Below are 26,251 nucleotides of genomic sequence, written 5' to 3'. Positions count from 1 at the left end.
TTACGTCGAAGGTTGAAATGCGGTAGGAGGTTAGTTGACCTGATTGGCGATTTGCTGTGCCTTCTCACGAAGCAGTGGCAGGAACCGCTCGGTCAGCATCGTCATGTCGATGCGTGCGGCGTTGGTGCTCACGTTGATGGCGCCTAGCAACCTGCCGTGAGCATCGAAGGCCGGCAAGGCAAGCGAACGCAGGCCAGAATCGAGTTCCTGGTCGACGATGCAATAACCTTGCTCGCGTACCTGGCGCAGGCAGGCGCGGAGTTCGGCCTTGTCAGTGATGGTGCGTTCGGTGTGCTGCTCAAGGCTGACCGTCTCCAGCAAGGCATCGAGTTCGGCCTCGGGCAATTGTGCAAGCAGTACGCGTCCCATCGAGGTTGCTACCGCCGGTAGGCGGGTGCCGATCGCCAGAGTGATTACCATCAGCCGGTGCGGTGCCGCAGAGCGGCATACATAGGTGACGTCGCTGCCGTCGAGTACACCCAGCGATGAGGATTCTCCGGTCTGTTGGGTGATGTCCTCTAGATGCTGTTGGATCACTGAGCGGTAATTGTTTGCCGAGAGAAACGCATACCCAAGCTGCAGTGTCTTGGGCGCCAGCTCGAAATGCCGATGCTGTTTGCGTACATATCCCAAGGCGTTGAGCGTCAGTAAAAAGCGGCGGGCACGGGCACGGTTCATGCCGGTCTTGGTGGCGACTTCACTGAGCGTCATGCGCGGGTTGGCATGGTCGAAGGCGAGTATGACGTCCAGACCGCTGGCCAGCGCAGTCACGAAATCGCGATCGTCCGGTTTGAGAGGTTCGTCGTTGGTCTGTGCGGTCATCGGTTGGCGCCACCGTATCTTTGATCGTTGTATTGCTCGGTCACTTGGCTGACTCTAGCATAGAGTTCGAACTGCGAACATATGTCCGCTAATGCGTCATTGGGGAAAAAGACGAGGGAGATGACCCATGTACGAGAAACTTTTACGCCACCCGTTTACCAGCGCCACCGGCCGGGAACAGTGCCGGGCTCAGGATCTCGTCGTGGCAATGCTCGACGTGGAACTGGCGCTAGCCGCCGAGCAAGAGCGTCTAGACATGCTTCCCAAGGGCACTACCGAGGCGCTCGGCCGGCATCTGACACTCGAATCTTTCGACATCGAAGCGTTAGCGGATGACACCGCCAAGGGCGGCAATGCGGCGATTCCTTTCGTCAAACAGGCCAAGGCGGCGCTTCCCGATACATTGAAGCCCCATTTTCATCGTGGGGCAACCAGCCAGGATGTCATCGACAGTGCCCTGATGCTATTGCTCAAGCCGCGACTGACGCGTTGCCGGCATCTGCTGACGGCGTCCATCGAGAGTGGCCTCACGTTGATGTCGACGCATCGCGAGACGCCGATGGTGGGACGTACGTTGATGCAACAGGCGCTACCCATCACGTTTGGGGCCAAGGTTGGACAATGGCTATGGGGACTTCATCAGGCCGGAAAACGCCTGGACGAGGTGCTCGCCGAGGGGCTTTACGTGCAGTTCGGGGGAGCCGTGGGGGTTCATTCGGGGCTCGACGAGGCCGGGGTATCGATCATGACCGGTATGGCGAGCCGCCTGGCGTTGGCCGAGCCTTGGCTGCCGTGGCATACCGATCGTCAACCGATTCATTCGCTGGGGTGCGCCATCGATGCCGTGGCCGTGGCCACTGAGAAGATTGCCCTCGACGTCGCGCTTCTCACCCAGACGGAGATCGGTGAGCTGGCTGAGCCTGCCGAGGCAGGCGTCGGTGAATCGTCGTCGATGCCGCACAAGCGCAACCCGGTGGGCTGCGCCCGTATCCGTGCGGCGGCGCGCCAGATTCATGCCGCGCTGAGCGTGTTGACCAATGCCGGCGCTCAGCCACTCGAACGTGGACTGGGAGAGTGGCATGCCGAGTGGGCGCCGATGCTGGATGCGACATTGCTGCTCGAGGGGGCTCTCGAGACCTTGCACCATCTATTGAGCGGTCTTGAGGTTCACGATCAAGTGATGGCGCGCAATCTGGGCGTGACAGGCGGTGCCATCATGGCTGAGCCCGCCGCGCGTGTTCTGCAGAGTGTTCTTTCCAGCGACGAAGCCCGTCGCGTCGCCCGCGAGGCCTCGGAAAACGCGCGTCGCGATGGCGTGGACTATGCCGAGGCACTGCTGGCCCACGAGGACGTCGCGGGGAGTGCCATTGACGCTGACGTCCTTCGCCAGGCGGTGCGTCCTGAATCATACATTGGTAGCAGCCGTTGTCTGGTTGAGCGTGTGATTGAACGCCTGAAATGAAATTAATTTATTGTTTTAAAAGATTTTTTATAAATTTTTAGATGGTTTGTCAGCTAAGCTCTGAAACGCCATGCGGTTTGACGCGGTAGGCTTGCGCGATTATTTTGTTCGTATCACAAACCAGTGTTCACCAAGCGAACAAGTTGCGAGGCAATCCGCATGGCCGAATTTCTTAGCCTCCATGACGCCGTGGCGCGCTATGTCGAAGATGGCGCCACCGTGGCCATGGAAGGCTTCACCCACCTGATTCCCTTCGCCGCCGGACACGAGGTCATTCGCCAGCGCAAGCATGACCTGACGCTGATCCGCATGACGCCGGACTTGGTCTACGACCAATTGATCGGCGCCGGGTGTGCCAAGAAGTTGATCTTCTCGTGGGGCGGTAACCCCGGCGTGGGGTCGCTACATCGCTTGCGCGATGCGGTGGAGAAAGGCTGGCCGCACAAGGTGGAGATCTTCGAGCACAGTCATGCGGCCATGGCGTGCGCGTTCGAGGCCGGCGCGGCGGGCCTGCCATTGGCGGTATTGCGCGGTTACGTGGGCAGCGAGTTGCCCAGCGTCAACGATCAGATCAAGTACATCGAATGTCCATTCACAGGCGAGCGCCTCGCGGCGGTGCCTTCGGTGCGCCCGGACGTATCTCTGGTGCATGCGCAGAAGGCGGATCGCAAGGGCAACGTGCTGGTGGAAGGCATCATCGGCGTGCAGAAGGAGGCGATCCTGGCGGCGGGCAAGAGCATCGTCACCGTCGAGGAAATCGTCGACGATCTCGAGGCCGGTCCCAATGCCTGCGTGATCCCCGGCTGGGCCATCGACGCGATCGCCGTCGCCGAGAAGGGCGCTTATCCCTCCTACGCTCACGGTTACTACCCGCGCGACAACCGCTTCTACAAGGAGTGGGATACCATCGCGCGCGATCGCGACCCCTTTCAGGCATGGCTCGATGAGAATATCTACAACGCAGGAGGTCAGGCCCAATGAGTAACGAATATACCTCCTCGGAAATGATGACCGTGACGGCGGCGAAGGCGTTGGAGAACGGCATGACCTGCTTCGTGGGCATCGGCTTGCCGTCCGAGGCCGCCAACCTGGCGCGCCTGACGCACGCACCGGACGTGGTGCTGATCTATGAGTCTGGCACGCTGCAGACCAAGCCGGACGTGCTGCCGCTTTCCATTGGCGATGGCGAGCTTTGCGAGTCGGCGCTGACCACCGTGTCGGTGCCGGAAATGTTCCGCTACTGGCTGCAGGGCGGCAAGATCGATGTGGGCTTTCTGGGCACCGCGCAGATCGATCGCTACTGCAACCTCAACACCACGCTGATCGGCGATTATCAGGCGCCCAAGGTGCGCTTGCCCGGCGGCGGCGGGGCACCGGAGATCGCCACCTGCGCCGGTGAGGTGTTCATCACGCTCAAGCATTCCAAGCGGACCTTCGTCGACCAGGTGGATTTCATCACCACCCTCGGCTTCGGTCGCGACGGCAAGGCGCGTGACGGGGTGCCCAATATCGGCCGTGGCCCGACCCGGGTGATCACCGACCTGTGCGTGATGAAGCCCGATCCCGAGACTCGCGAGCTGGTAGTGGTATCGCTGCATCCGGGCGTGACCGCCGAGCAGGTGCAGGACGCGACCGGCTGGGAGATCCGTTTCGCCGAGCAGCTCGACACCACGCCGATGCCTTCCGCGAATGAGCTCGACGTGTTGCGGGATCTCAAGGCGCGTACCGAACGCAAACATGCCGGTGAGGCGTGAGGAGAATTCGATGAGCGATGTTTGGTTGTGTCATCCCACGCGTTCCGCCGTGGGACGTTTCGGCGGCTCGCTGGCCAGCGTCCGTCCCGACGACCTGGCGGCCACGATTTTCCGGGCCGTGCTGGCCCAGGCGCCGGATCTCGACCCGGCGGCCATCGATGAAGTGATCATGGGCTGCGCCAATCAAGCCGGCGAGGACAACCGTAACGTGGCGCGCATGTCGGCGTTGCTGGCCGGACTGCCCACCTCCGTGCCCGGTACCACGATGAACCGCCTATGCGGGTCGGGCATGGACGCCGTGGGCACCGCATTTCGCGCCATCAAGGCGGGCGAGTTCGAGTTGGCCCTGGCCGGCGGCGTGGAATCCATGTCGCGCGCACCGTTCGTGATGGGCAAGGCCGAGACGGCTTTCTCGCGCAGCCAGGCGATCGAGGACACGACTATCGGCTGGCGTTTCGTCAACCCGCTGATGAAGAACCACTACGGCGTCGAGTCGATGCCCGAGACCGCCGAGAACGTCGCCGAGCAGTTCCAGGTGTCCCGCGAGGATCAGGATGCCTTCGCCGTGCGCTCGCAGCAGAAGACCGAGCGCGCCCAGCAGTCCGGGCGCCTGGCGCAGGAGATCACGCCGGTCGAGGTGCCGCGTCGCAAGCAGGACCCCCTGGTCGTCGATCAGGACGAGCATCCGCGCGCAGGCACCACGCTGGAAAAGCTGGCCAAGTTGCCCACGCCGTTTCGCGACGGCGGCAGCGTGACCGCGGGCAATGCCTCGGGCGTCAACGACGGGGCGGCGGCGATGCTGGTCGCTAGCGATGCCGCCGTCGCGCGCCATGGTCTCACTCCGATGGCGCGGATCCTGGGCATGGCCACCGCCGGCGTCGAACCGCGCATCATGGGCATGGGCCCGGTACCGGCGACGCGCAAGCTGCTCGAGCGTCTGGGTATCGGCATCGATGAGGTCGACATCATCGAGCTCAACGAAGCCTTTGCCGCCCAGGGGCTGGCATGCCTGCGTGAACTGGGCGTGGCCGATGACGATCCGCGCGTCAATCCCAATGGCGGTGCGATCGCGCTGGGACATCCGCTGGGCATGTCCGGGGCGCGGCTGCTGCTGACCGCGGCGCACGAGCTGCATGTACAGAACAAGCGTTACGCCCTTTGCACCATGTGTGTCGGCGTGGGCCAGGGCGTGGCCACTTTGATCGAACGCGTTTGAGGAGAACGGCATGGCTTTCTTGACGGTGGCGGAGCGCACGATCGCCTATCGCGATAGCGGTGAAGCCGCGCTGCCGGCGGTGCTGTTGGCACACCCGCTGGGCATGAGCCAGGACGTGTGGGAAGGCGTGGTCGCCGCCTTGCGTGGCCGTTTCCGCTGCGTGACCTGGGACCTGCCCGGTCATGGCGCCAGCAGTGGCCTGACCGAGGCGGTCACGCCTCGCGCGCTGGCCGAAGACGCCCTGACTTTGGCCGATGCGCTGGGCGTGGCGCGCTTTCATTTCGTGGGTACCTCGATCGGCGGCGTGGTCGGCCAGCAGTTGCTGATCCAGTGCCCCGAGCGTTTCGCCGATGTCGTGCTGACCAACACCGGCGCGGTGATCGGGTCGCCGGACAACTGGCATACGCGGGCCTCGCGCGTGCGCCAGGAAGGCTTGGCCGCCATGGCCGACGAGATCGTGCCGCGCTGGTTTTCCGAGGCGTTCGCGCAAGGCGATGCGGCGACCTATACGGGCTGGAAGATCCAGCTTGCGCGTACCGATGGTGAGTCCTACGCGCGACTTTGCGAGATGCTGGCCGATACCGACTTCAGCGGGCAACTGCGCGGGGTCGTGGGACCGGTGCGCTTGCTCGGCGGGCGCGAGGATCTCTCCACGCCGCCTGACACCTTGAAGACGCTGGCCGCACAGTTCGGCGATGCGCGTCTCGAAGTGCTTGAAGACATCGCCCATGTCCCCAGCGTGGAAGTGCCCGAGGCCATCGCCAAGCGTCTGCGTGCCTGGTTGGGTGATGAGCACGGCGACGCGAACGGTGTGAGCTATGCCGCCGGTCTGGAAACGCGGAAGCAGGTGCTGGGTGACGAGCACGTGGCGCGTGCCAGCGAAAATGCCACCACCCTCGACGCGCCGTTCCAGAACATGATTACGCGCATGGCCTGGGGCGAGCTGTGGGGCAACGATGATTTGAGCCGCACCGAGCGCAGCATGATCACCCTGGCGGTGCTAGCAGCGCTGGGGCGCGACGGAGAGCTGGAACTCCACCTGAAAACCGCCCAGCGTATCGGCCTTAGCGAAGCACAACTGCGCCAGGCACTGATGCATGTGGCGATCTATGCCGGCGTGCCGGCTGCTAACCATGCCTTTTCGATGGCCAAGAAACTGGGCTGGGGCAAAACCCTATAACGAGAATCTCTGCCTGGAACTGGCCTTCTTCGGAAGGTGGTGGAACCGAGAGGCCTTATTGGGCCTCTTTCGAGATAATAAGAGGAATCAACGCCATGAAACGTACGCTCACTTGCATGCTTACCCTCTCCTTGACCGCGGCTGCCGTGTCGACCGCCCATGCGGAAACGACACTGCGCATGTCGCATTTTTGGCCGGGGGCTTCGTCCATCAATAAAGATGTGTTCGAAGCCTGGGCCGACGCAGTGGAAAAAGACTCCAATGGCTCCCTACAGGTCGAGAACTATCCCTCGCAGACCTTGAGCCAGGCGGACGAAACCTATGAAGCGGCCGTCAATGGTATCGCCGACATCGGGATCACGGCACAGGGCTATACCAATGGCCGCTTTCCGCTGAGTCAGATCGTGGAATTGCCGGGTGTGGCGTCGTCGGCGCCGGAAGGGGCCTGCGTGCTCCAGACGCTCTATGACGATGGCCAGATCGCCAGCGAATATGACGATACCCATGTGCTATTCATGTTCACCACCGGGCCAGGGTATATCCACACGCGCGAGACGGACGTGCAGACACCGTCGGACCTCGAAGGACTGCGCATGCGTCGCCCCACGTCCGTGGCGGGCAATATCCTCAAGAACATGGGCGCTGAACCGGTGGGCATGCCGGCCCCGGAAATCTATACCTCCATGCAACGCGGTGTGCTCGATGGCTTGAGCTTTCCTTGGGAAGGGATGAAGACCTTCCGCCTCAACGAGCTGACCGAGTACCACACGCAGGTACCGTTCTACACGCTGATCTTCGTCGCCACGATGAGCCAGGACACATATGACAGCCTGTCCCCCGAGCAACAAAAGGCCATCGACGAGAACTCCGGCATGAAGTGGGCGGAAAAAGCCGGAAAGGTCTTTGCCGCCGATGATAAGGCCGGCAAAAAAGAGGCCGAAGAAGCCGGACACACCATTCGTGTCATCGACAATCCGCTCGAAAATTCGGAATGGTCAAAGCCGCTCAAGGCAGGCATCGACCAGTACCTCGGTAATCTCGAGTCGCGTGGTCTCGATCAGGCGCGAGATGTCTATTACGCAGCGCTCGAAGCGCGCAAATCCTGCTCTGCCGAATAAGGCTAGGAGAGAACGGTATGCAGCAAGGGCTCACTCGGCTCAGTCATTGGCTGGGCTCCCTGTGCAGAATCATAGCTGGCATAGCGCTTCTGGCGCTGTTGTCGGTCACCATTCTCGACGTGGGGCTGCGTTACTTGAGTGATCTGACCGGTGGAGCGATATCCCTCAGCGTGTCGGGAAGCGTGGAGTTGGTCAGCTACCTGCTGCTGTTCTCTCTGCTCGCGGCCATGGCTGCGAGCGTCGAGAAAAGCCAGGTAGTCGTCGAGGCACTGACGCACCGTATGAACGATGCCCTCAAGGCGCGCCTGCACGGTTTTTACCTGCTGGGTTTCATGGTGCTGGGGATTATCTTGTGCGTGGGGCTGATCAATTCGGCGCTCGGCGCGATATCTCATGGTGAAGTCACGCAAGACTTGCGGATTTCCATGGGACCTATTTATTTGTTTGCCGCCTTTCTGAGTGCACTACTCAGCCTGCGCAGCTTGATGCATGTCTTGCTGAGCGGCGTCTTCGGCCAACAGGAGGAAAGCGCCAATGGGTAGTGAAATGATTGGTGGCCTAGGCCTGGCGTCATTGCTGGTGTTGATGATGCTGCGCGTGCCGGTGGCACTATCGATGTTGATCGTCGGTGTCGTAGGGTTCTCGCAGATCATCAACATGGGCGCCGCCTTGTCGATGGTCAAATCCGTGCCCGTGGAAGTGTTATCCAATTACAGCTTCAGTGCGGTTCCCATGTTCATTTTCATGGGGGTATTGGCGGCGCACTCCGGCATGGCAGGTAAATTGTTCAATTCCACTCGCGTCATCTGCGGTGGCTGGAAAGGCGGGCTGGCGATCTCGGCGATTGGCTCCTGCGGTATTTTCTCGGCGATTTCCGGATCGTCATTGGCCACGGCGAGCACCATGACCCGCGTCGCACTGCCCGAAATGGAGCGCTACGGTTACAACCGGGGCTTGGCCACCGGTGCGCTGGCTGCAGGTGGAACGCTGGGAATCATGATTCCGCCGAGCATCGCGTTGTTGATCTACGCCATTCTTACCGAGCAGTCGGTAGGCGATATGTTCATGGCGGGTCTCATACCCGGGCTGATGGGACTCCTTTTCTACTCGTTGGCGATCACCGTCGTGATGCGGCTAAAGCCTTCGCTTGCCGTCGCGGGAGAGTCCACTTCCTGGGGCGATAAGGTTAAATCCTTGGCGGGATTGTCACCTTTCTTCGGCGTCTTTCTACTCCTCATATTGGGCATTTATTTTGGTGCTTTCACGCCCACAGAAGGGGCGAGTGTGGGGGCCTTTGCGACATTGCTGTATGCCTTGGCCAAAGGGATGCGTGCAAGAGGGTTGTGGCAGTCCGTGCAGGAAACGTTGGCACTTTCCTCGGTGGTGTTTTTCATGCTGGTGGGGGCCGAGACGCTAGGCTACTTCATTTCGGTCTCGCGGATTTCCTTTACCATCAGTGAGTTCCTTTTAAGCATGGATCTTACGCCGCTTGTCGTGCTGCTATGCATCTTGTTGCTGTATTTCATCCTCGGGATGTTCATGGATTCGATCGCCATGCTGGTGATCACCGTGCCGGTAGTGTTCCCGATCATTCAGAGCGTGGGTATCGATCCGGTATGGTTCGGCATCGTGACCGTATTGACCGTCGAATTAGGCTTGATAACGCCCCCAGTGGGGATGAATGTCTTCGTTATCAAAGCCATGGCACCCCATGTGGGATTGGGTGAAATCTTCAAGGGTGTGGCGCCCTTCATCGCCGCCGACTTTATACGCTTGGCACTATTGATCGCATTTCCCGTGCTCAGTCTGTTTCTCATTTGATTCCAGGAGTGGAACGCGCGAGTGGTATGGAAGGACGCAAACGCTAGCCATCAAGACACAATGAGGTACCAACAATGAAAACAATCTACTACGCCGCCGGCTTGACCTTTGGATTAGCCGTTTTGCCTGGCCTGGCACAGGCGGAAACGCTACGCCTGGCTCACGTATGGCCGGGGGGATCCAAGATCGACACGGAAATCTTCCAGGCGTGGGCCGATAGCGTGGAGGAGGCATCGGACGGTCGCCTGGAAGTACAGGTGTTCCCGGGCCAGACGCTCGCCAAGTCCGATGCCACCTATGAGGCGGTGGTCGATGGTATCGCCGATATCGGTGCGACGGCCCAAGGTTATACGTCGGGACGCTTTCCCTTGACGCAAGTCGTCGAAGTTCCCGGGGTTTCCAATAGCAGTCGTCAAGGCTCCTGCGTGTTGCAGAAGCTCTACGATCAAGGCAACCTCGATCAGGAGTACTCGGATTCACACGTGCTTTTCATGTTCACGACCGGGCCGGGTTACCTGCACGCCAAGGAGAAATTGCTCGAGAAGCCCAGTGACCTGGAGGGCATGCGCTTACGTCGTCCGACCTCGCTGGTGGGAGACATGATGGAAGATCTCGGCGCGCAACCTGTCGGGATGCCGGCGCCGGATATCTACACGTCGCTCCAGCGTGGCGTAATGGATGGCTTGAGCATCAACTGGGAAGGCGCCAAGACCTTCCGGGTCAACGAGCTCGTTAATTATCATACCGAAGTGCCGCTGTACGATCTGGCACTGATCGCGACGATGAACAAGGATGATTACGAGAACTTGCCGGATGACCTCAAGAAAGTCGTCGACGAGCATAGCGGTATGGAGTGGTCGATGAAGGCGGCCAGTGTGTACGATGAACTGATCAAGGAAGGTCGTCAGGAAGCACTCGATGCGGGCGATGAAATCATCACCATCGATAACCCGTTGCAAGACGACGATTGGGGACCGGTACTCAAGGATACGATCAATCGTTATGTAAACGACTTGCAGGAAGAAGGCTTGCCAGGGGCCCAGACGTACGACACCGTCATGACCCTAAAGGAATCCTGCGACGCTTAAGTATGGTACTGCATGGTCCGTCAGCGTGCGCCTGACGGACCGTTCTTTTCATGCCCCGGGGCGATCGCCTCGATGAGCGTTTGACGAAACCACTCTTGCGCCGATGAGTCATCGGCATGGCGTGGCCAGTAGAGCGTTACCTCGACATTTGGCACGTCGAAAGGTAGCTCACATATCTGTAGAGCCGCTTCTCGCGCAAAGATATGTGCGATCTGCTGGGGGAGTATCGCCAGTAACTCTGAATTCTCCAGGATGCGAGGCAACGCCGAGAAGTGGGGCACGACGGCGCTGACTTTGCGGCTGATGTCGTGTGTTTTCAATATATCTTCAGCGAGGCTGTGTCCCGATGAAGGAGAGACGACGACGTGATGCTCCTGAGTGAAGGTCTCCATGTCGAGTCTCTTCTGAATGCGTGGATGCTGTTTGCTTAACAAGCATACATAACGCTCCTCAATGATGGCTTTTCTTCCCATGCTGGGCGCCATTATATCCCGGCTACAAACGACGGCATCGACACTTTTGTTGTCGAACCATGAATTGATCTTTTCTATTTCCAACGGCACGACCTCAAGCTCCACGTGTGGTGCTAATGTCTGCATGCGCTGAAGAATGGCAGGCAGCAGAGTCGTTTCCCCTAGGTCGGTCAAGGCCAGTCGAAAACGCCGCTGTGAGTGGCAAGGATCGAAATGCTGATTGTCGCTGATCGTGTGCTCTATTTGTGTCAAGGCATGACGAAAGGACGCGTAGACCTGTGAGGAAAGGAAGGTGGGTTCCATGCCATCGCGCGTTCTGGAGAAAAGCGGATCGTTGAAAATCTCGCGAAGCCTTGAAAGAGAGTAGCTGACGGAGGGCTGAGTGACATTTAGCCGGTGCGCGGCGAGGGTAACGCTACGCGATTCATACAGTGTCACGAATGTCCGTATGAGATTAAGGTCTATAGGGCGCATTCGGATAAGTCCTATTTATTTCGTATAGAAAGAATAATGATTTGAGTCGTCTTGGCAAGAAAACTATCGTTCAAGAACACGATGTTTCGAGGTGGTTATGCCAACCGTCCATTCTGCGACTTATGACCTATTGCGCCGCCAGGGGCTGACGACTGTCTTTGGTAATCCTGGTTCCAATGAGTTGCCTTTCTTAAAGAATTTTCCCGCTGATTTCCGTTATGTTCTGGGGCTCCATGAAGGCGTTGTCGTCGGCATGGCGGATGGTTTTGCCCTGGCCAGTGGGCATCCAGCCCTGGTGAATTTGCATGCGGCGGCCGGGTCCGGCAATGCCATGGGCGCGTTGACCAATGCCTGGTATTCACATTCGCCGCTGGTGTTGACTGCCGGCCAGCAGGCGCGCTCGATGATGGGTGTCGAATCGATGCTGGCCAACGTGGATGCGCCGCAATTGCCGCGCCCGCTGGTCAAGTGGAGTTATGAGCCGTCGTGCCCCGAGGATGTGCCGCGCGCCTTGAGTCAGGCGATCCACACGGCCAATTTGCCGGCGCGTGGCCCTGTCTACGTGTCGATTCCGCACGATGATTGGGGACATGAGGTCAGCGAAGAGGCTGCGCTGCTTAGTGCCCGTCAGGTGACGAGCGCCGCGCAACCCGCCGAGGCCCAGGTCGAGGCGCTCGCCGAGCGCCTGAACGCGGCCCGCAACCCGGTGCTGGTGCTGGGGCCTGATGTCGATGCTTACGGCGCCAATGCCCTGGCGGTGGCCCTGGCCGAGCGCCTAAATGCGCCGGCCTGGGTGGCGCCGTCGGCCTCGCGCTGTCCTTTCCCCACGCGTCATGCGAGCTTCCGTGGCGTCTTGCCGGCGGCGATACAAGGTATTTCGGATCGTCTCGCGGGGCATGATCTCATCGTCGTCATCGGCGCGCCGGTGTTCCGCTATCATCAGTACGCACCGGGGCGTTACCTGCCCGAGGGTGCCAAGCTGTTTCATCTTACCTGCGACATGCAGGAGGCGGCGCGGGCTCCCATGGGCGATGCCCTTGTGGGCGATATTTACGCCACGCTCGAGGCCCTGGTGCCGCGTCTCCCGCAGAGCGACCGGGCGCGTCCCGAGCCGTTACCGAGGCCTGAACCGCAAGTGGACCCTGAAGGTCTGCTGACACCGGAGACGGTGTTCGATGTCATGAACGCGGTGGCCCCGGAAGATACGATCTACGTGAAGGAATCCACCTCGACGGTCACGGCGTTCTGGGAGCGTGTGGAAATGCGCCATCCCGGCAGCTATTTCTTTCCCGCCGCCGGCGGGCTGGGTTTTGGCTTGCCTGCGGCCGTCGGCGTGCAATTGGCGCGCCCTGAGCGCCGCGTGATCGGCGTGATCGGCGATGGCTCGGCGAATTATGCCATTACCGCGCTGTGGAGCGCTGCGCAATATCGTATCCCGGTGGTCTTCGTGATCCTGAAGAATGGTACCTATGGCGCCTTGCGCTGGTTCTCCCGCCTATTGGATGCCGAAGACTCGCCCGGTCTCGACGTGCCTGGGCTCGATTTCTGTGCCCTGGCCAAGGGCTATGGCGTCGAAGCCGTGGCCGTATCGGTCCGCCATGACTTCGAGACGGCACTGCAAACTGCCCTCGAAGATGATAAGCCCCGCGTCATCGAAGTTTCCACGACCACCATCGAGCCTTGAGGATGCGTCTGACATAACAAGCACGGTGCCAGATTCTGAGCGCCACACGACCGAATACATCACACAACGATAACGAGGTCATACAATGAAACACGCCATCTCATGCTGCCTTCTAGGGCTCGGGCTTACCGCTGCAGCGAGCGCCGCCTACGCCGATACCACACTGCGCCTGGGCCACCTGTGGCCTGCGCAATCCGCCGTCAATCAAGATCTCATCGAGGCCTGGGCGAAGCAGGTCAAGGAGGATTCCGATGGAGCGCTCGAAGTAGAGATCTATCCCTCGCAGACGCTGAGCAAGGCAAACAGTGCCTACGAAGGCGTGGTCAACGGCGTCGCCGATATCACTGTTACGCTTCAGGGCTATACGGCGGGGCGCTTCCCGCTCTCCGAAATCGTGCAGCTGCCCGGCGTGTCAGCCAGCGCACCTCAAGGGGCCTGCATCCTGCAGTCGCTTTACGATGACGGCGAGCTGGGCGACGAGTACGCTGATTCGCATCCGCTGTTCTTGTTCACCACCGGGCCGGCACCTTTGCATACGCGAGACACTGAGGTTCAAACGCCGGAAGATCTCGAAGGGCTGCGTATACGCACGCCCAGTGAAGTGTCCAGCGATATGCTGGAAAGCATGGGCGCCGATCCGGTAGGCATGCCGGCACCGGACATCTATACCTCGATGCAGCGTGGCGTGATCGATGGATTGAGCTTGCCCTGGGAAGCCATGAAAGTATTCCAAGTCAATGAGTTGGCCAACTACCACTTGGATATTCCCTACTACACGGGCGCCCTGATGGCTGTCATGAATCGTGATGCTTACGAGGCGTTATCGCCCGCAGCGCGTAAGGCGATCGACGCCAACAGTGGCATGCGCTGGGCCGAGAAAGCAGGCGAGGTATTCTACGGGCTCGATACTCAAGGCAAGGAGCAGGCGCGCGAGCAGGGCGATACGATCCATAGTGTCGAGGATCCCCTGAACGATCCGCAATGGTCGGGCCCCTTGAAGCGCGGTACCGAGCGTTACCTCGAGCGCTTGGAAGAGCGGGGTATCGACAACGCGCCAGCGGTCTACGAGAAGGCTTTGTCCTTGCGTGATGGCAAGTGCGCGTTGTGATGAGAACACTCTCGCGTGATACGGCGCCGCCTTGCGAGGTGGCGCCGTTGTATTTCATCCATGGGAGTTCATGACACAGCATGGCATGCCGCTACCTCATCGCCATGGTCGGTACCCAGCGCCTGCTGGTATCCTCCTCTCACTGATGTGACCTTGGCGAGGGCGAACGATCGTGGCTCGTACATGCGTCGCGCCCCTGCCCGTGATTCGTGAGGACACCGCGATGCTGAGCGCTCGCGTCAAGCTGCGCCATCTCATGGCGTTTCAGGAAGTCGCGCGGTTGCAAAGTCTGGCCAAGGCCGCGCAGGCACTTTCCATTACCCAGCCGGCGATGTCCAAGACGATTCGCGAGCTGGAAGAGATCCTCGAGACGACGCTTTTCGAGCGCAGTCCGCAAGGCGCTACCTTGACCACCGCTGGCTTGACGCTACTGCGTCACGCCGGCCCCGCGCTGCGCAGTCTAGGCGAGGGATTCCAGGCGGTGCAGGACGCCGCCCAGCAGGAGGCGGTGGTGCGTCTGGGCGCGCTTTCGACCGTCGAAGAGGGCCTGCTTCCCCGGGCGTTGCATCGCCTGCATGCCCAGGCACCGCAATGGCGCGTTCAGGTGGTGACGGGGCCCAGTGCGTATCTGCTCTCCCGCCTTCGGATGGGGGAGCTGGACGCGGTGGCCGGACGCATGAGCGAGGCTCGCGAAATCCGCGGCCTGCAGTTCGAGCACCTGTATTACGAGCCGTTGGTGTTGGTGGTGCGCGCCGAGCACCCGCTGTTGGGGCAGGATGTACTGGATGCTGAAGCGTTGACCGCCAATGCGTGGATCGTCCCACCGACGTCGACCACCCTGCGCGATCAGGTCGAGCGTTTCTGGGTCGAGCAGGGAGCCGAGCCGCCGCGTATCGCACTGGAAACCCTGTCGCTCTCGTTGAGCCGTCGCTATGCCTTGGCTAGCGACGCGCTGTGGGTCGCGCCTCTCGATGCGGTACGCGAGGATCTCCGCGATGGCCGCCTGGCGCGCTTGCCCGTGCGTCTGGAATCGCGGGGCGGCTCCGTGGGGGTGTGCACCAATATCGCCCTGCCGCGCAATCCCGGCGTCGACGCCTTGAGCGCGTGTCTGCGCGATATCGTCGCCGAGATGGCATCACCTTCGGGGTGACAGATCACAGGCGGATACTTGATCTTTGGTAGCATAGACCTTTGGCCGACATAGCCCTGGGGTTATAGCGGTGGTCGGCCATTTCAATTGGCAACCCGCGCCAGGCACGGACAATGAGGCATGACATCGTGGCGTTCGCTCGCGCCGCGGTCCTTTCGATCAGGAGATTCGCATGCCTCGCAACGATAATAAACGCTTCGTCGAGCGCGACCGTAACTGGCACCCCCCGGCCTATGCGCCGGGCTACAAGACGACGGTGGCGCGCTCCCCTAGCCAAGCCTATGTCAGCATGCAGGCGCCCAGCGTTTCGGAGCTCGGCGGCCCGGATTTTACGCGCCTACGCATGGGGCCCCACGACAACGACCTGCTGCTCAACTTCCGTGCCGACAACGAGGCCCAATCCGGATTGCCCATCGGCGAGCGGGTCATCGTGTTCGGACGTGTCATCGATCAGTTCGGCAAGCCGGTGCCCAACACCCTGGTGGAAATGTGGCAAGCCAACGCCGGTGGGCGTTATCGCCACAAGAAAGACGGTTACCTGGCGCCGCTAGATCCTAACTTCGGTGGTGTGGGGCGCTGCCTGAGCGATGACGAGGGCTGGTACCGTTTCCGCACCGTCAAGCCCGGCCCGTATCCCTGGCCCAACGACATCAATAGCTGGCGCCCGGCGCACATCCACGTCTCGGTGATGGGACCGTCGATCTCCACGCGCTTGATCACCCAGATGTACTTCGAGGGCGACCCGCTGATTCCGCTGTGTCCCATCGTGCATACCCTGCGTGACCCCGAAGCGGTGGAAACCATGACCGGTCGTCTCGACATGGCGCGTAGCCGCTCGATGGATTGTCTGGCCTACCGTTTCGATCTGGTGATCCGCGGTGAAGTGCAAACCTATTTCGAGAACCAGGGGTAAATCATGCAACAGCCGAACTCACAGCCCTGCGCTGCAACCATGCTGCGTGAAACCGCGTCACAGACGGCCGGCCCCTACGTGCACATCGGCCTGGCCTTGGATATCGCCGGCTTGCCGCCGCGTGAGGAAGAAATCTGGAATCGGCTCGCTTCGCCGGAGGCCGACGGCGAGGCCATCGAACTCGTGGGCCGCGTCATCGACGGCAACGGCGACCTGGTGCGCGATGCCTTGCTGGAAGCCTGGCAGGCGGACGCTCATGGCAACTACCAGTGCGAATTCGATCTGCAAGCGCCGTTCAACAGCTTCGGACGCACCGCGACCACGGTGGAAAACGACGGCGAGTGGTGCTTTCACACCATCAAACCGGGCCAGGTCGCGCGCCGCGATGGCCGCCTGATGGCACCGCACGTCACGCTCGCCGTGTTCGCCCGCGGCATCAATATTCAGCTGCATACGCGGTTGTACTTCGAAGACGAGGCCGAGGCCAACGCGGCCTGCCCGGTGCTCAATGCGGTTGAGTCGCCCACGCGGCGTCAGACGCTGATCGCCACGCGTGAAGAGGGTGAAGGCAAGCCCCGCTATCGTTTCGACATTCGGCTGCAGGGCGAGGGCGAGACGGTGTTCTTCGACTTCTAAGCGCGTGACGAGAGAGCACGTGATATCAGCATGTCGCTCCAGCACGTACTGCCAAGACATCGCTTACAACAAGCCGGCCAGTTCCTCGCGCCCCAGGTTGGCGCCGGTGACGATGACCACGACATCGCCTTGCGGTGGTAGTGTCGCCGCGCTTTCGAGCAGGGCGGCCACCCCCACGGCGGCGCCAGGCTCCGCGACTAGCTTGGTCTGGTAAAGCAAGTGGCGCATGGCACGGTGGATGGCATCTTCATCCACGTCGACGAGCTCGGCGACGTGTCGGCGACTCAGCGGATAGGTGTGCTCGCCGACGATAGCGGCGGCGAGACTCTTGGCGCAGCTTTGCACTTCACTGAGCCTAGCGGGGCCACCCTGGGCCCAGGCATGCGCCATGCTCGCCGCCCCGCTGGGTTCCACGCCGATCAGCGAGAGCGAGGGGCGCAGCGCCGACGTCGCCACGCCGATGCCCCCGATCAGGCCGCCGCCACCGACCGGGCACAGAATCGCCTGGGCGTCCGGTGCCTGCTCGAGCACCTCGAGCCCCAGCGTGCCCTGGCCGGCGATGATGCGTTCGTCGTCATAAGGATGCACCAGCGTCAGGCCGCGTTCCCCGACCCTTTCATGCATCAATGCCCAGGCCGCGTTGATATCGCCGTGCAGGATGACCTCCGCACCCAGCGCGCGGCTTCCTTTGACCTTGAAGGGACTCGCATTCTCGGGCATCACGATGGTTACGGGCACGCTCCTTTGCCGTGCCGCCCAGGCTAGGCCCAAGGCGTGGTTGCCGGCGGAAACGGCGCCTAGCCCACCGACAAGTTCCGCGTCGCGGGCCGTGCGTAGCCAGTTCAGCGAACCGCGTGCCTTGAAGGAGCCGGTGTGCTGAAATGACTCTGCCTTGAGCCACACACGTCGTCCCAGACGCTCGGACAGCGTCTGGTCGAGCAACAGCGGTGTCGGCGCGAGGGCCTCGGCGATCCGTTCCCGCGCGCGTTGGACATCGCTTACTTCCATTTGATATTGCAGCCCATTGAAGGCGTCTGCTGCGCTGACGGTGCGCGGTCCGCGAGCACGGCGTTGGCGGCGGCCCGTAAATCCTCCCCGGTGACCGGCGTCTCCTTGCTGGGTCGGCTGGCGTCGAACTGCCCTCGGTAGGCCAAGCGATGCTCATGGTCGAAGAGGAAGAAGTCCGGAGTACAGGCTGCCTCGAAGGCACGTGCCACGTCCTGGCTTTCATCCACCAGATAATCGAAGGTGTAGCCGCGTGCGTCGATTTCTGCACGCATGTTCTCGGGATTGTCGTCCGGATGGGCGTGAAAGTCGTTGCTGTTGATGGCGATCACCGCCAGGCCCTTGGCCTGATACTCGCGGGCGAAATCGGCGAAGGCATCCGCGATGTGCTTGACGAAGGGGCAGTGGTTGCAGATGAACGCGACGAGGATCGGCCGCCCGGCGAAATCGGCGCTGTCGACTTCCTTGCCGTCGGCATCGGGAAGCTGAAATGCCGGCAGTGGGGAGCCCAGTTCGATCATGGTGGAAGGTGTCAATGACATGGGGACCTCCGATGCGCGCTGAATATCACTCACGCCTTATGACGGGCGAGAAGCCTGCCTTCATTCTAGGCGCGATTGGCCCCTCAAGGGCAAGGGTGCCTCTGAGAGGGGCATTGTCTAGGCGCGTTGGGAGGACATGAGGTTACGCCAAGCGAGCAGTGCGATGAGCAGGAACAACAGCGCGGCGATGCTGAACAACAGGGGGAGACCGCCGAGGCCGAACAACAGGGCGCCGAGAAACGGCCCGCTGGCCATGCCCATGAAGCGAAAGAAGTTGTAGAGACCTACGGCGGTGGCGCGGTGGGTAACGAAGATTCGCGTCAGCAGTGCGGTCTGCGCGGGAAGCGACAGGCCCAGCAGCAAACCGAACAGGAATGTCGTCGCGATGAGTAGTGTCAGCGAGTGCGCTGCCGTGACCAGAAAGGCCACGACATCGATGGCGCACAACAAGGCGGTGATCACCAGCAGACTTTCCGTCGAGAGACGTTTCTGCACACGACTACTCAGGAAGCTTCCCAGCACCAAGGCGACGGAAAGCGGCAGGAACATCAGTCCTTTCTGAGCCACGGAGAGCGTGTATCCCTGGTCGAGGATGACCGGCAGATAGACCAGGAAATTGTAGTAAATATAGAACTGTACAAAGCCCAGAATGCCGATGGTCAGCCCCTGTCGGTCACGTGCGATGCGGGCGTATTCGGCGAGATCGATCTTGCGGGCAGGGCCAGAAGGTTTCGTTTCCCGCAACAATAGCCAGTTGACTATCCCCACCAACGCACCGGCGATGGCCAGCGCCAGGAAGACGAAGTGATAGTCGAACCGGCCGGCGATGAAGCCGCCCGCGACCGGTCCGATGACGGGGCCGAGCGCGACCATCATCTGAAAGGTGCCCATCGCCTTGAGGCGCTCCTCGCCCTGGAAAAGATCGCCGATGACGGTGACAGCGACCACCGATCCCGTTGCGATCCCGACTGCTTGAAATACGCGGAAGAAGAGCAGCGAGGTGATGTGATCGGCATAAAAGCAACCGATCGACGCCGCGACGTAAAGTGCGATCCCGGGGAGTAGCACCTTCTTACGTCCCAGGCTATCGGTCAGCGGACCGTAGAGGATCTGCATGAAGGCAATAATGAAGGTAAACACCGAGATGCTGGTGTTGATCAGTAGTTGGCTGGTGGCCAGCGTGTCTTGCAACTCGGGAAGGATGGGAACGTAGACGGTTTGCGTAAAAGGGCCCAGAAAAGCGGCGAATGACACTGAATACGCAATTGCCTTTTTATGAACCATCGAACGTTCCCGGGTGGTGGTGAAATAAAGCGTTAGCTTATCAAGTCTCTGCCGAGGATGCGTCGTCGGTATCTCGACGTCGAGCCACGGAGTAGGTGACCTGCTGATTGCGGGTCTTCTGGAATTCTTCCAGGCTCTCGCCGCGCATGGCGGCATAGATATGGAGATTGGAGGTGCCGATGACGGCGCCGAGTTTCTCCAGCAGGAAGAAGATGACGCCATAATGGATCATGCCCCGCCAGTCGCGCTCGCGAATCAGGCGGCGCTCCTCATCGCTGAGTGCCGCCTCCTCGAAGAGCGCTTCGGGATCGGCGAGAAAGCGCTCGCGCCATTCGGGCTCGATCAGCCGATGCAGGAAGCGATTGATGCGATAGCCCTTGCGGCTGCGTTCGAGCGTGAACGGGTAGGTGCCTTCCAGTGCCTCGATGCCGGCCAGTTGATGGCGGCTGTGTTGACGATAGCGCTCGCTTAGATCGATAGGGTTGGGCTGCGCCTGATTTTCGAGGATCAGGGTGGCGATCCCGGTCATCGACGGTAGGTAATAATCCTGATGGCGTTCGGTCACGGTTTGGGACAGCGCGCCACGCATGATCAGGTAGGTGACCACCTCCGAACCTTCCAGGCCCCCCAGTGTGGCGAATTCCGCCAGCGTCATCTGGGTGAGCTGTTGTGGGTCATTGACCAGCAGGTCGAGGAACTGCGCATCCCACTCTGGGTTGTTGAAGCCGGCGCGCTCGCCGTGCACTTGGTGTGAGACGCCGCCGGTGGCGACGATGGCCACGTCGAGATCGTCCGGATAGCTCTCGATGGCACGGCGTAGCGCCTGCCCCAGCTTGTAACAACGCGCCGCGCTGGGAATGGGAAACTGCAAGACGCCCACCTGCAGGGGCACCACATCGACCGGCCAGCCATCTTCGAAGGGCAAAAGCGCCGACATGGGCGAGAAAAGGCCGTGGTCGAGCGGCTTGTCCTGGAAAAACGACATGTCGAACTCATCCGCCATCAGGCTCTCGCCGATATGACGAGACAGCGCTGCGTGCCCGCCGATGCCGGGCAGGTCGCGTGGCCCGCCGCCTTCGTCGGCGACCTCGTAATGGTCGTCGATGCCGAGTACGAAGGCAGAGTAGTGGTCGAAGAAAAACGACGTCACATGATCGTTGAAGATGTAAAAGAGTACGTCAGGGCGCTTGTCCTGCAGCCACTGCGTCATCGGCGCGAAGCTCTCGAAGATCGGTGCCCAGGCGTCTTCTTCCTGCTTCTCGTGATCGACGGCGAAGCCGATGGTGGGCGTGTGGGAAACGGCGAGTCCGCCGACGATGCGTGCCATTTTCGATACCTCGTTCGAGAGCGGAAGTCAGTCGCTATTATTGAGCGCGAGCAGCGCCATACCCGTGGTCATCGGGGCGTAGTAGAAGCGATGCACCTCCTCGACGCGTTCGGTCATGGCGCCGCGCATCACGAACCACATGATGACTTCACCGCCCTCGGCGCCGGCCTCCGTCATGACCTCCTTGTGCGACAGTGCGGCGAGCTCGCGGGGTTCGTCCTGGATGCGCTGTAGCCACTGCTTGTCCCATTCTTCATTGATGTGGCCGAAACGCTCGCCATTGAGCTGGTGCGAGAGGCCACCGGTGCCGACGACGGCAACGCGGGTGTCCTCGGGATAGGCCTCGACAGCGCGCCGAATGGCCTCGCCCAGCTTGTAGCAGCGCTGGCCCGTGGGCAGCGGATGCTGGATGACGTTGACCAGCAGCGGCACGACCTTGACCGGCCAGGCCGTGTCGTCGTGATCCCAGAGCAGCGGCATGGCGGTGAGAAAGCCGTGGTCCAGCGCCATTTCTTGGCACAGGGTCAGGTCGAACTCGTCGGCGACCAGGTGATTGGCGAGATGCTCGGAGAAGGCCGCATCCCCGGGGAAGTCCGGCAAGGGGCGCTTGCCGTAGCCTTCGTCTGCTACGGCGTAGCTGTCGGCGACGCCCAGCGCGAAGGTGGGGTAGCAATCGAGAAAGAACTCGGTGCCATGATCGTTATAGACGAGGATGACGACATCGGCCTTGACCTCCTCGGCCAGCCAGCGCTTGACGGGTTCGTAACCGTCGAAGAGGGGCTGCCAAGCCGGGTCGGTTTGTTTCTGCTGATCGTAGGCGCGCCCGATCGAGGGCACATGGGAGGAGCCGATGCCGGCGACGATCTTGCCCATTAGGTTGCTCCTGGCACGTTGCGGGTGGACATGAACTGTTCGTAGCTCTCGCCACGCATCTGTGCGCCGATGGTGTAAAGCCCGTAGCCCAGGGTGGCGCCAAGCTTGAGGAAGAAGAACAGATTGCCGCCGAGCTGGGTCAGACGCAGCCAGTCACGCTCGCGAACGGCCTGTTTCTGTTCTTCCGACAAACCGTAGCGTTCCATATAGGCTTCTTCGTCGGCCTTGAAGGCCTCGCGGTTCTCGTCGAACTTGAGCGAGTTGCACATCTTGTTGATGGCATACCCTTGCCGCGAGAGCGCAAGGTCGAAGACATAGGTGCCGGGAATGCCCCAGCGCTCTTGTGTATCCGACATGGCGTGTACTCCCTTTTTGTGTGGGTTGCTAAATGACATGACGCATAGCGTGCCATGGCGTCAGCCATCGCGATGCATGACGAAGCGGGCGTGGCGTTCGACGAAGTGCCATGCGCCTTGCTCGAGCACGCATAGGTCGTCGAATTCACCGATCATGGTGCGGCCTGCCAGCGGCCAGCCGAAGTGGCCGTCTGGCGCGTGTTGGGTGTCGGCGGCGAAAACTTGCACATAGGTACTGACCCGCGCCCGCTCGGCGCTTTCCACCTGGACACGGATGTTGCTGCAGAAATGCCGTGTGATGCGCTGCGGTGGCCTTGCTTGGTAGCTTGCCAGGATCGCCTCGCGCCCGGCGAGCGGTTCCTCGGGAGCGGTAGGCCGAAACAGTTGGCCGTCCGGTGTGAAAAGCGCCACGAGGCCGGCATAGTCCTGACGGTCGGTGGCGGCGGCGGCATCGAGGACCAGGCGGGTGCAGGCCTGCTCGATGGCCGCTCGGGTTTCGTGGGACAAAGGGCTCATAGGCTGTTTCTCCAATGGTCGAGCGCTCGGGCGACGGCGGCGGGACGTTCCATGGGGCTCATGTGGCCGGCTTCCTCGATGACCTCGAGGCGGCTGCCGGGAATGAGCCCTGCCATTTCTTCATGGCGTTCCAGCGGACTCCAGCCGTCCTGGCGGCCGCACAACAGCAGGGTCGGGCAGGCGATGTCGGCTAGTTGCGCGGTGGCGTCCGGGCGGGCCAGTAGGGCGTCGATCTGGGCGGCGAAGGTCTCGGGGTCCTTGCGCGCGATCATCGCCACAATCGCTTCGATGAGCGCCTCGTCGTTGAGCCGCTCTGGGTGCACCATGCCTTGCAGCCAAGTGTTGCCCATCGCGCGCATCCCGTCCTGGCGGGCCTTGGCCAGCAGTGCGTGACGGTTGTCACTTTCGCGTTGGCCCGCTTCTCCCGCTGCCCGGCCGCGGAAGCCGGTATCCAGCAGCGCCAGGCCCGCGACACGCTGCGGTGCGCGTCGCTGGATCTCGAGGGCGACGCGGCCGCCCATGGAATGGCCCACCGCGATGAATCGCTCGGGCGCGTCTTGCAAGGTAATGTCGGCCATGGCACCGATGGAATCGGCCATGCCGTAGTCGGGCGTGGGCAGCGTAGGGGCGACGAGATGTTCGCGTACTTCAACCCAGACGGCGTCGTCGCACAGCAGGCCCGGCAGCGGCAATAGCGGTACGGATGTCATGAAGCGGCTCCGTTGGAGTGGGCCGCGGTGTCGCCATTCCAGACGGCACGCGGCACATGCAAGTGGCCTTCGAAGAGCAGTCGGGCGGTGCGCAGTAGTCCCGCGCGGACGATCTCGCCGTCCGCGTCACGGGTCAGCTCGACGGTAAACTCGCCGGTCGGGTGCTCGATCGACAGGCGCTGTGTCGGTCCCTCGTTCAGCACCGCCAGCCCGTCGGCCACGGTGCCCGGCACCAGGCAGCCGCTGGCCACGCTGACCGCACCGAGTACGCCGATGGCCTCGTGGCAGCGATGCGGAATGAACGAGCGCGTGGCGAGGCTGCCTCCATGCCGAGGCGCGGCGATGAGGGTCATCTTGGGCACGGTGCGTTCGCTGACGTCGCCCAGGTTCATGCGCGGCCCCACCGCCAGGCGGATGCGTTCGAGGCGTTCCCGCAGCGCGGTATTGGCCTCCAGGTCGGCGCAGCTTTCGTGGCCGCTGACGCCGAGATCCTCGGCACGTAACAGGACCACCGGCATGCCGTTATCGAGACAGGTCACCTCGATACCTTCGACATTATCGCGGCGCTGGCCGGTGGGCAGCAGGGCGCCACAGCTCGAGCCGGCGGTATCCTGGAATTCGACGATCAAGGGGGCAGCACTGCCTGGCACGCCGGAAATTTCGGCGTCGCCGGCGTATTCGACGCTCCCGCCGGGCGTTGGGACATGGATGATCGCTACCTGACCGGTATTGACCATGTGCACGCGTACCGGTGTCGTACCGTCGCATGCCGTCACCCAACCGCGCTCGATGGCGAAGGGGCCGACGCCGGCGAGGATGTTGCCGCAGTTCTGGCCATAGTCGACGCGTGGGGCATCGACGACGACCTGGGCGAAGAGATAGTCCACATCCACGTCGTCGCGAGTCGGGCGGTCGACGATCGCGACCTTGCTGGTCAGCGATGTCGCCCCGCCCAGGCCATCGATCTGACGCGCATCGGGCGAGCCCATCGCGGCGAGCAATACCGCATCGCGCTGCACGGTATCGCGAGGAAGGTCTTCGGCGAGGAAGTACAGCCCCTTCGAGGTGCCGCCGCGCATCTGCAGACACGGAATGCGCGTCTGGCTCATGACGAGGACCCCATGGCACGCGCCAGCGCCTGCGGGTCGTCGTAATAGGTCAGCCCCTTGTCGGCGAGGCGCTGGCGCATGTCGTAGATGTCGAGGCCCAGTTCGCCATTGGCCAGGCGCACGCGCTTGTCTTCCTCGGCGGCGGCGCGTTTGCGGCTGGCGGTGACCACGCTGTCGGCCTCGTCACGACGCACCACGACCACGCCGTCGTCGTCGGCGACGACGATATCGCCGGGATTGATCCACTGGCCGGCGCAGACGACGGGAATGTTCACCGAGCCCAGAGTCTCCTTGACGGTGCCTTGGGCATGCACGGCGCGCGACCAGACGGCGAAGCCCATTTCGCGCAGGATACGCGTGTCGCGCACGCCCCCGTCGAGCACCAGGCCGCGCACGCCGCGGGCTTGCAGAGACGTGGCCAGCAAGTCGCCGAAATAGCCGTCGACACAGGGAGAGCGCGTGGCCACCACGAGGATATCGCCGGGCTGGCACTGTTCCACGGCGACATGGAACATCCAGTTGTCACCGGGAGAGACCAGGACCGTCACCGCCGAGCCGCTGATGCCATGATCCTGCTGGATGGGGCGAATCGCGGGGTCGAGTAGCCCCTTGCGTCCTTGGGCTTCGTGTACGGTGGCGACGCCCTCCTCGCCGAGTGCGTCGATGTGTTCGCGTGCAGCCCGGGGAACGTCGCGTACGACGATTCCGGGGGTTTCCAGGGAGGTCGTCATGCTAGATTCTCCGTGACGCGGGGGAAGATGCTTTGATAACCCTCGGCATACTTGATGTTCTTCTTCGCGGTGATGCCGATGTTGCGCTTGGCCTGCACGCCACGCTGCAGGGCGACGCGGGTGTAGTATTCCCACAGGTGTTCCTGCCCGGCCATGCACTGAATCGCGCGGTACTTGTCGTCCCACACCTCGGTGATGTCGAGCAGCACATCGGGGCGCCACTGGCATTGCTCCGGCTGGTGCGGCTCGAAGCAATAGACGGGCGGAGCGCCGACGATGGTCTCGCCGGGATTGTGGCCTTCCGCCTGGGCGATGATGCGGGCTTCCTGGGCGAGGTCGGTGGCGAGCGGGTGATCGTAGTTGTAGGGATCCTTGAGCGAGTGCGTGAGCACGAACTCGGGCTGTATGCGGCGGTAGACCTCGACGAGCCGGAATAGCGTCTCCTTGTCGGCGCGCATGGGGTAGTCGCCGATGTCGAAGAACTCGACGCTGGCGCCCAACGCGGCGGCGGCCGCTTCGGCTTCTTCGCGGCGAGCCGCCTTGACCTTTTCCTCGCTCATGTTGCCCTGTCGCCAAAGCTTGGCGGATTCACCGCGCTCGCCGAACGACAGGCAGACGATATGCATGGCATAGCCTTGCCGGGCATGCAGGGCGATGGCGCCGCCCGCCCGCCATACGAAGTCCGCAGAATGTGCGCTGACCACCAGGCCAGCAGGAGAAGAAGCGCCAGTCATTTATTGAAACCTACCGTTGAAGACGATGGTTTTATCCTGTCACCTCGTCTGAAACGCGAATAATGTTTTTCGCCGGCGTCAACATGCGTTTTGCTTATGCGGCAGGTGCGTTAGATGCTTGGCATGCTCCCTTTATGGCATATCGCCATGTTCTATCGTGGGGCA

At 61.7% G+C, this 26,251-nt stretch carries 27 protein-coding genes; 14 read left to right on the top strand and 13 right to left on the bottom strand.

The features are described 5' to 3' along the window. Nucleotides 1-30 precede the first annotated feature (30 nt). On the bottom strand, nucleotides 31-822 hold the full coding sequence (locus tag KZO83_RS10490) for an IclR family transcriptional regulator domain-containing protein (RefSeq protein ID WP_247620769.1): 792 nt from the start codon (nucleotides 820-822) through the stop codon (nucleotides 31-33). A 127-nt stretch (nucleotides 823-949) separates the two neighbouring features. Here KZO83_RS10490 and KZO83_RS10485 point away from each other — a divergent pair, with 127 nt between their 5' ends. The 9 genes from KZO83_RS10485 (at nucleotide 950) to KZO83_RS10445 (ending at nucleotide 10,461) form a co-directional block, all read left to right on the top strand. Then, nucleotides 950-2,284 carry a class-II fumarase/aspartase family protein gene (locus KZO83_RS10485; RefSeq protein ID WP_247620768.1) on the top strand — a complete coding sequence of 445 codons (1,335 nt, stop codon included), beginning with the start codon at nucleotides 950-952 and terminating at the stop codon, nucleotides 2,282-2,284. Between the two features lie 159 nt (nucleotides 2,285-2,443). Beyond that, a complete protein-coding gene (locus KZO83_RS10480; protein WP_247620767.1) occupies nucleotides 2,444-3,265 on the top strand; it encodes a CoA transferase subunit A in 822 nt (273 codons plus the stop codon). After that, a complete protein-coding gene (locus KZO83_RS10475; protein ID WP_246941555.1) occupies nucleotides 3,262-4,038 on the top strand; it encodes a CoA-transferase subunit beta in 777 nt (258 codons plus the stop codon). The genes KZO83_RS10480 and KZO83_RS10475 overlap by 4 nt, the downstream gene beginning before the upstream one ends. A gap of 10 nt (nucleotides 4,039-4,048) precedes the next feature. Further along, on the top strand, nucleotides 4,049-5,254 hold the full coding sequence (gene pcaF / locus KZO83_RS10470; protein WP_247620766.1) for a 3-oxoadipyl-CoA thiolase: 1,206 nt from the start codon (nucleotides 4,049-4,051) through the stop codon (nucleotides 5,252-5,254). A 10-nt stretch (nucleotides 5,255-5,264) separates the two neighbouring features. Continuing rightward, the gene (gene pcaDC / locus KZO83_RS10465) at nucleotides 5,265-6,434 is read left to right on the top strand and encodes a bifunctional 3-oxoadipate enol-lactonase/4-carboxymuconolactone decarboxylase PcaDC (RefSeq protein ID WP_247620765.1); all 1,170 of its coding nucleotides are present in this window, start codon (nucleotides 5,265-5,267) and stop codon (nucleotides 6,432-6,434) included. Between the two features lie 95 nt (nucleotides 6,435-6,529). Beyond that, nucleotides 6,530-7,552: a TRAP transporter substrate-binding protein gene (locus tag KZO83_RS10460; RefSeq protein ID WP_247620764.1), complete on the top strand. Its 1,023-nt coding sequence runs from the start codon at nucleotides 6,530-6,532 to the stop codon at nucleotides 7,550-7,552. Between the two features lie 17 nt (nucleotides 7,553-7,569). Further along, entirely contained in the window at nucleotides 7,570-8,094 is a 525-nt protein-coding gene (locus KZO83_RS10455; RefSeq protein WP_247620763.1) for a TRAP transporter small permease, read from the top strand. Further along, nucleotides 8,087-9,373 carry a TRAP transporter large permease gene (locus KZO83_RS10450; RefSeq protein WP_247620762.1) on the top strand — a complete coding sequence of 429 codons (1,287 nt, stop codon included), beginning with the start codon at nucleotides 8,087-8,089 and terminating at the stop codon, nucleotides 9,371-9,373. The genes KZO83_RS10455 and KZO83_RS10450 overlap by 8 nt, the downstream gene beginning before the upstream one ends. A gap of 74 nt (nucleotides 9,374-9,447) precedes the next feature. After that, the gene (locus KZO83_RS10445; protein WP_247620761.1) at nucleotides 9,448-10,461 is read left to right on the top strand and encodes a TRAP transporter substrate-binding protein; all 1,014 of its coding nucleotides are present in this window, start codon (nucleotides 9,448-9,450) and stop codon (nucleotides 10,459-10,461) included. A gap of 20 nt (nucleotides 10,462-10,481) precedes the next feature. On the opposite strand, the gene KZO83_RS10440 is transcribed toward KZO83_RS10445, so the two are convergent. Continuing rightward, complete coding sequence (locus KZO83_RS10440; RefSeq protein WP_248287595.1) at nucleotides 10,482-11,408, bottom strand: LysR family transcriptional regulator; 927 nt, start codon at nucleotides 11,406-11,408, stop codon at nucleotides 10,482-10,484. Nucleotides 11,409-11,505: 97 nt separating this feature from the next. On the opposite strand from KZO83_RS10440, the gene mdlC reads away from it, so the two are divergent. The 5 genes from mdlC to pcaG all read left to right on the top strand — a co-directional run bounded on the left by mdlC (nucleotide 11,506) and on the right by pcaG (nucleotide 16,899). After that, nucleotides 11,506-13,092 (top strand): benzoylformate decarboxylase, encoded by a 1,587-nt coding sequence (mdlC, locus tag KZO83_RS10435; RefSeq protein ID WP_247620759.1) that lies wholly within the window; start codon nucleotides 11,506-11,508, stop codon nucleotides 13,090-13,092. 85 nt (nucleotides 13,093-13,177) lie between these two features. Further along, a complete protein-coding gene (locus KZO83_RS10430; RefSeq protein WP_247620758.1) occupies nucleotides 13,178-14,200 on the top strand; it encodes a TRAP transporter substrate-binding protein in 1,023 nt (340 codons plus the stop codon). Nucleotides 14,201-14,372: 172 nt separating this feature from the next. Next, a complete protein-coding gene (pcaQ, locus tag KZO83_RS10425; protein WP_247620757.1) occupies nucleotides 14,373-15,350 on the top strand; it encodes a pca operon transcription factor PcaQ in 978 nt (325 codons plus the stop codon). A 172-nt stretch (nucleotides 15,351-15,522) separates the two neighbouring features. Then, nucleotides 15,523-16,263, top strand: a complete 741-nt coding sequence (gene pcaH, locus KZO83_RS10420) for a protocatechuate 3,4-dioxygenase subunit beta (protein ID WP_247620756.1) — start codon at nucleotides 15,523-15,525, stop codon at nucleotides 16,261-16,263. 3 nt (nucleotides 16,264-16,266) lie between these two features. Further along, the gene (gene pcaG / locus KZO83_RS10415) at nucleotides 16,267-16,899 is read left to right on the top strand and encodes a protocatechuate 3,4-dioxygenase subunit alpha (RefSeq protein ID WP_084076006.1); all 633 of its coding nucleotides are present in this window, start codon (nucleotides 16,267-16,269) and stop codon (nucleotides 16,897-16,899) included. A 63-nt stretch (nucleotides 16,900-16,962) separates the two neighbouring features. On the opposite strand, the gene KZO83_RS10410 is transcribed toward pcaG, so the two are convergent. The 11 genes from KZO83_RS10410 to galB all read right to left on the bottom strand — a co-directional run bounded on the left by KZO83_RS10410 (nucleotide 16,963) and on the right by galB (nucleotide 26,086). Continuing rightward, entirely contained in the window at nucleotides 16,963-17,907 is a 945-nt protein-coding gene (locus KZO83_RS10410; protein WP_247620755.1) for a threonine ammonia-lyase, read from the bottom strand. Next, a complete protein-coding gene (locus KZO83_RS10405) occupies nucleotides 17,898-18,446 on the bottom strand; it encodes a thioredoxin family protein (RefSeq protein WP_247620754.1) in 549 nt (182 codons plus the stop codon). The genes KZO83_RS10410 and KZO83_RS10405 overlap by 10 nt, the downstream gene beginning before the upstream one ends. Nucleotides 18,447-18,563: 117 nt before the next feature. Beyond that, nucleotides 18,564-19,730 (bottom strand): MFS transporter, encoded by a 1,167-nt coding sequence (locus KZO83_RS10400; protein ID WP_247620753.1) that lies wholly within the window; start codon nucleotides 19,728-19,730, stop codon nucleotides 18,564-18,566. Nucleotides 19,731-19,770: 40 nt separating this feature from the next. Then, on the bottom strand, nucleotides 19,771-21,057 hold the full coding sequence (locus KZO83_RS10395) for a gallate dioxygenase (RefSeq protein WP_247620752.1): 1,287 nt from the start codon (nucleotides 21,055-21,057) through the stop codon (nucleotides 19,771-19,773). A gap of 27 nt (nucleotides 21,058-21,084) precedes the next feature. Next, nucleotides 21,085-21,930: a class III extradiol dioxygenase family protein gene (locus KZO83_RS10390; RefSeq protein ID WP_247620751.1), complete on the bottom strand. Its 846-nt coding sequence runs from the start codon at nucleotides 21,928-21,930 to the stop codon at nucleotides 21,085-21,087. After that, the gene (locus KZO83_RS10385) at nucleotides 21,930-22,286 is read right to left on the bottom strand and encodes a protocatechuate 3,4-dioxygenase (RefSeq protein WP_247620750.1); all 357 of its coding nucleotides are present in this window, start codon (nucleotides 22,284-22,286) and stop codon (nucleotides 21,930-21,932) included. The genes KZO83_RS10390 and KZO83_RS10385 overlap by 1 nt, the downstream gene beginning before the upstream one ends. Nucleotides 22,287-22,346: 60 nt before the next feature. Further along, nucleotides 22,347-22,802, bottom strand: a complete 456-nt coding sequence (locus tag KZO83_RS10380; protein ID WP_247620749.1) for a nuclear transport factor 2 family protein — start codon at nucleotides 22,800-22,802, stop codon at nucleotides 22,347-22,349. After that, complete coding sequence (locus KZO83_RS10375; protein WP_247620748.1) at nucleotides 22,799-23,512, bottom strand: alpha/beta fold hydrolase; 714 nt, start codon at nucleotides 23,510-23,512, stop codon at nucleotides 22,799-22,801. Before KZO83_RS10375 ends, KZO83_RS10380 begins: the two co-directional genes overlap by 4 nt. Next, complete coding sequence (locus tag KZO83_RS10370; protein WP_247620747.1) at nucleotides 23,509-24,621, bottom strand: 4-oxalomesaconate tautomerase; 1,113 nt, start codon at nucleotides 24,619-24,621, stop codon at nucleotides 23,509-23,511. Before KZO83_RS10370 ends, KZO83_RS10375 begins: the two co-directional genes overlap by 4 nt. Next, nucleotides 24,618-25,352, bottom strand: coding sequence for a 4-carboxy-4-hydroxy-2-oxoadipate aldolase/oxaloacetate decarboxylase (locus KZO83_RS10365; RefSeq protein ID WP_247620746.1), 735 nt, complete (start codon nucleotides 25,350-25,352; stop codon nucleotides 24,618-24,620). The genes KZO83_RS10370 and KZO83_RS10365 overlap by 4 nt, the downstream gene beginning before the upstream one ends. Then, nucleotides 25,349-26,086, bottom strand: coding sequence for a PIG-L deacetylase family protein (galB, locus tag KZO83_RS10360; protein WP_247620745.1), 738 nt, complete (start codon nucleotides 26,084-26,086; stop codon nucleotides 25,349-25,351). Before galB ends, KZO83_RS10365 begins: the two co-directional genes overlap by 4 nt. Nucleotides 26,087-26,251: the final 165 nt, after the last annotated feature.

Origin of the sequence: Chromohalobacter moromii, from assembly GCF_023091865.1 — a bacterium.
GTDB classification, from domain to species: domain Bacteria; phylum Pseudomonadota; class Gammaproteobacteria; order Pseudomonadales; family Halomonadaceae; genus Chromohalobacter; species Chromohalobacter moromii.
This window is presented reverse-complemented; position numbering and strand designations above follow the sequence as displayed.

Excerpts from the sequence above, each read along its gene's own strand:
- KZO83_RS10440 (WP_248287595.1), bottom strand. The coding sequence starts at position 11,408 with ATGCGCCCTATAGACCTTAATCTCATACGGACATTCGTGACACTGTAT.
- KZO83_RS10450 (WP_247620762.1), top strand. The coding sequence starts at position 8,087 with ATGGGTAGTGAAATGATTGGTGGCCTAGGCCTGGCGTCATTGCTGGTG.
- KZO83_RS10385 (WP_247620750.1), bottom strand. The coding sequence starts at position 22,286 with ATGTCGGATACACAAGAGCGCTGGGGCATTCCCGGCACCTATGTCTTC.
- KZO83_RS10445 (WP_247620761.1), top strand. The coding sequence starts at position 9,448 with ATGAAAACAATCTACTACGCCGCCGGCTTGACCTTTGGATTAGCCGTT.
- KZO83_RS10475 (WP_246941555.1), top strand. The coding sequence starts at position 3,262 with ATGAGTAACGAATATACCTCCTCGGAAATGATGACCGTGACGGCGGCG.
- pcaF (WP_247620766.1), top strand. The coding sequence starts at position 4,049 with ATGAGCGATGTTTGGTTGTGTCATCCCACGCGTTCCGCCGTGGGACGT.
- KZO83_RS10375 (WP_247620748.1), bottom strand. The coding sequence starts at position 23,512 with ATGACATCCGTACCGCTATTGCCGCTGCCGGGCCTGCTGTGCGACGAC.
- pcaH (WP_247620756.1), top strand. The coding sequence starts at position 15,523 with ATGCCTCGCAACGATAATAAACGCTTCGTCGAGCGCGACCGTAACTGG.
- pcaG (WP_084076006.1), top strand. The coding sequence starts at position 16,267 with ATGCAACAGCCGAACTCACAGCCCTGCGCTGCAACCATGCTGCGTGAA.
- KZO83_RS10365 (WP_247620746.1), bottom strand. The coding sequence starts at position 25,352 with ATGACGACCTCCCTGGAAACCCCCGGAATCGTCGTACGCGACGTTCCC.
- KZO83_RS10370 (WP_247620747.1), bottom strand. The coding sequence starts at position 24,621 with ATGAGCCAGACGCGCATTCCGTGTCTGCAGATGCGCGGCGGCACCTCG.
- KZO83_RS10380 (WP_247620749.1), bottom strand. The coding sequence starts at position 22,802 with ATGAGCCCTTTGTCCCACGAAACCCGAGCGGCCATCGAGCAGGCCTGC.
- KZO83_RS10480 (WP_247620767.1), top strand. The coding sequence starts at position 2,444 with ATGGCCGAATTTCTTAGCCTCCATGACGCCGTGGCGCGCTATGTCGAA.
- KZO83_RS10400 (WP_247620753.1), bottom strand. The coding sequence starts at position 19,730 with ATGGTTCATAAAAAGGCAATTGCGTATTCAGTGTCATTCGCCGCTTTT.
- mdlC (WP_247620759.1), top strand. The coding sequence starts at position 11,506 with ATGCCAACCGTCCATTCTGCGACTTATGACCTATTGCGCCGCCAGGGG.
- KZO83_RS10485 (WP_247620768.1), top strand. The coding sequence starts at position 950 with ATGTACGAGAAACTTTTACGCCACCCGTTTACCAGCGCCACCGGCCGG.
- KZO83_RS10460 (WP_247620764.1), top strand. The coding sequence starts at position 6,530 with ATGAAACGTACGCTCACTTGCATGCTTACCCTCTCCTTGACCGCGGCT.
- KZO83_RS10430 (WP_247620758.1), top strand. The coding sequence starts at position 13,178 with ATGAAACACGCCATCTCATGCTGCCTTCTAGGGCTCGGGCTTACCGCT.
- galB (WP_247620745.1), bottom strand. The coding sequence starts at position 26,086 with ATGACTGGCGCTTCTTCTCCTGCTGGCCTGGTGGTCAGCGCACATTCT.
- KZO83_RS10395 (WP_247620752.1), bottom strand. The coding sequence starts at position 21,057 with ATGGCACGCATCGTCGGCGGACTCGCCGTTTCCCACACGCCCACCATC.
- pcaDC (WP_247620765.1), top strand. The coding sequence starts at position 5,265 with ATGGCTTTCTTGACGGTGGCGGAGCGCACGATCGCCTATCGCGATAGC.
- KZO83_RS10390 (WP_247620751.1), bottom strand. The coding sequence starts at position 21,930 with ATGGGCAAGATCGTCGCCGGCATCGGCTCCTCCCATGTGCCCTCGATC.
- KZO83_RS10405 (WP_247620754.1), bottom strand. The coding sequence starts at position 18,446 with ATGTCATTGACACCTTCCACCATGATCGAACTGGGCTCCCCACTGCCG.
- KZO83_RS10455 (WP_247620763.1), top strand. The coding sequence starts at position 7,570 with ATGCAGCAAGGGCTCACTCGGCTCAGTCATTGGCTGGGCTCCCTGTGC.
- KZO83_RS10490 (WP_247620769.1), bottom strand. The coding sequence starts at position 822 with ATGACCGCACAGACCAACGACGAACCTCTCAAACCGGACGATCGCGAT.
- KZO83_RS10410 (WP_247620755.1), bottom strand. The coding sequence starts at position 17,907 with ATGGAAGTAAGCGATGTCCAACGCGCGCGGGAACGGATCGCCGAGGCC.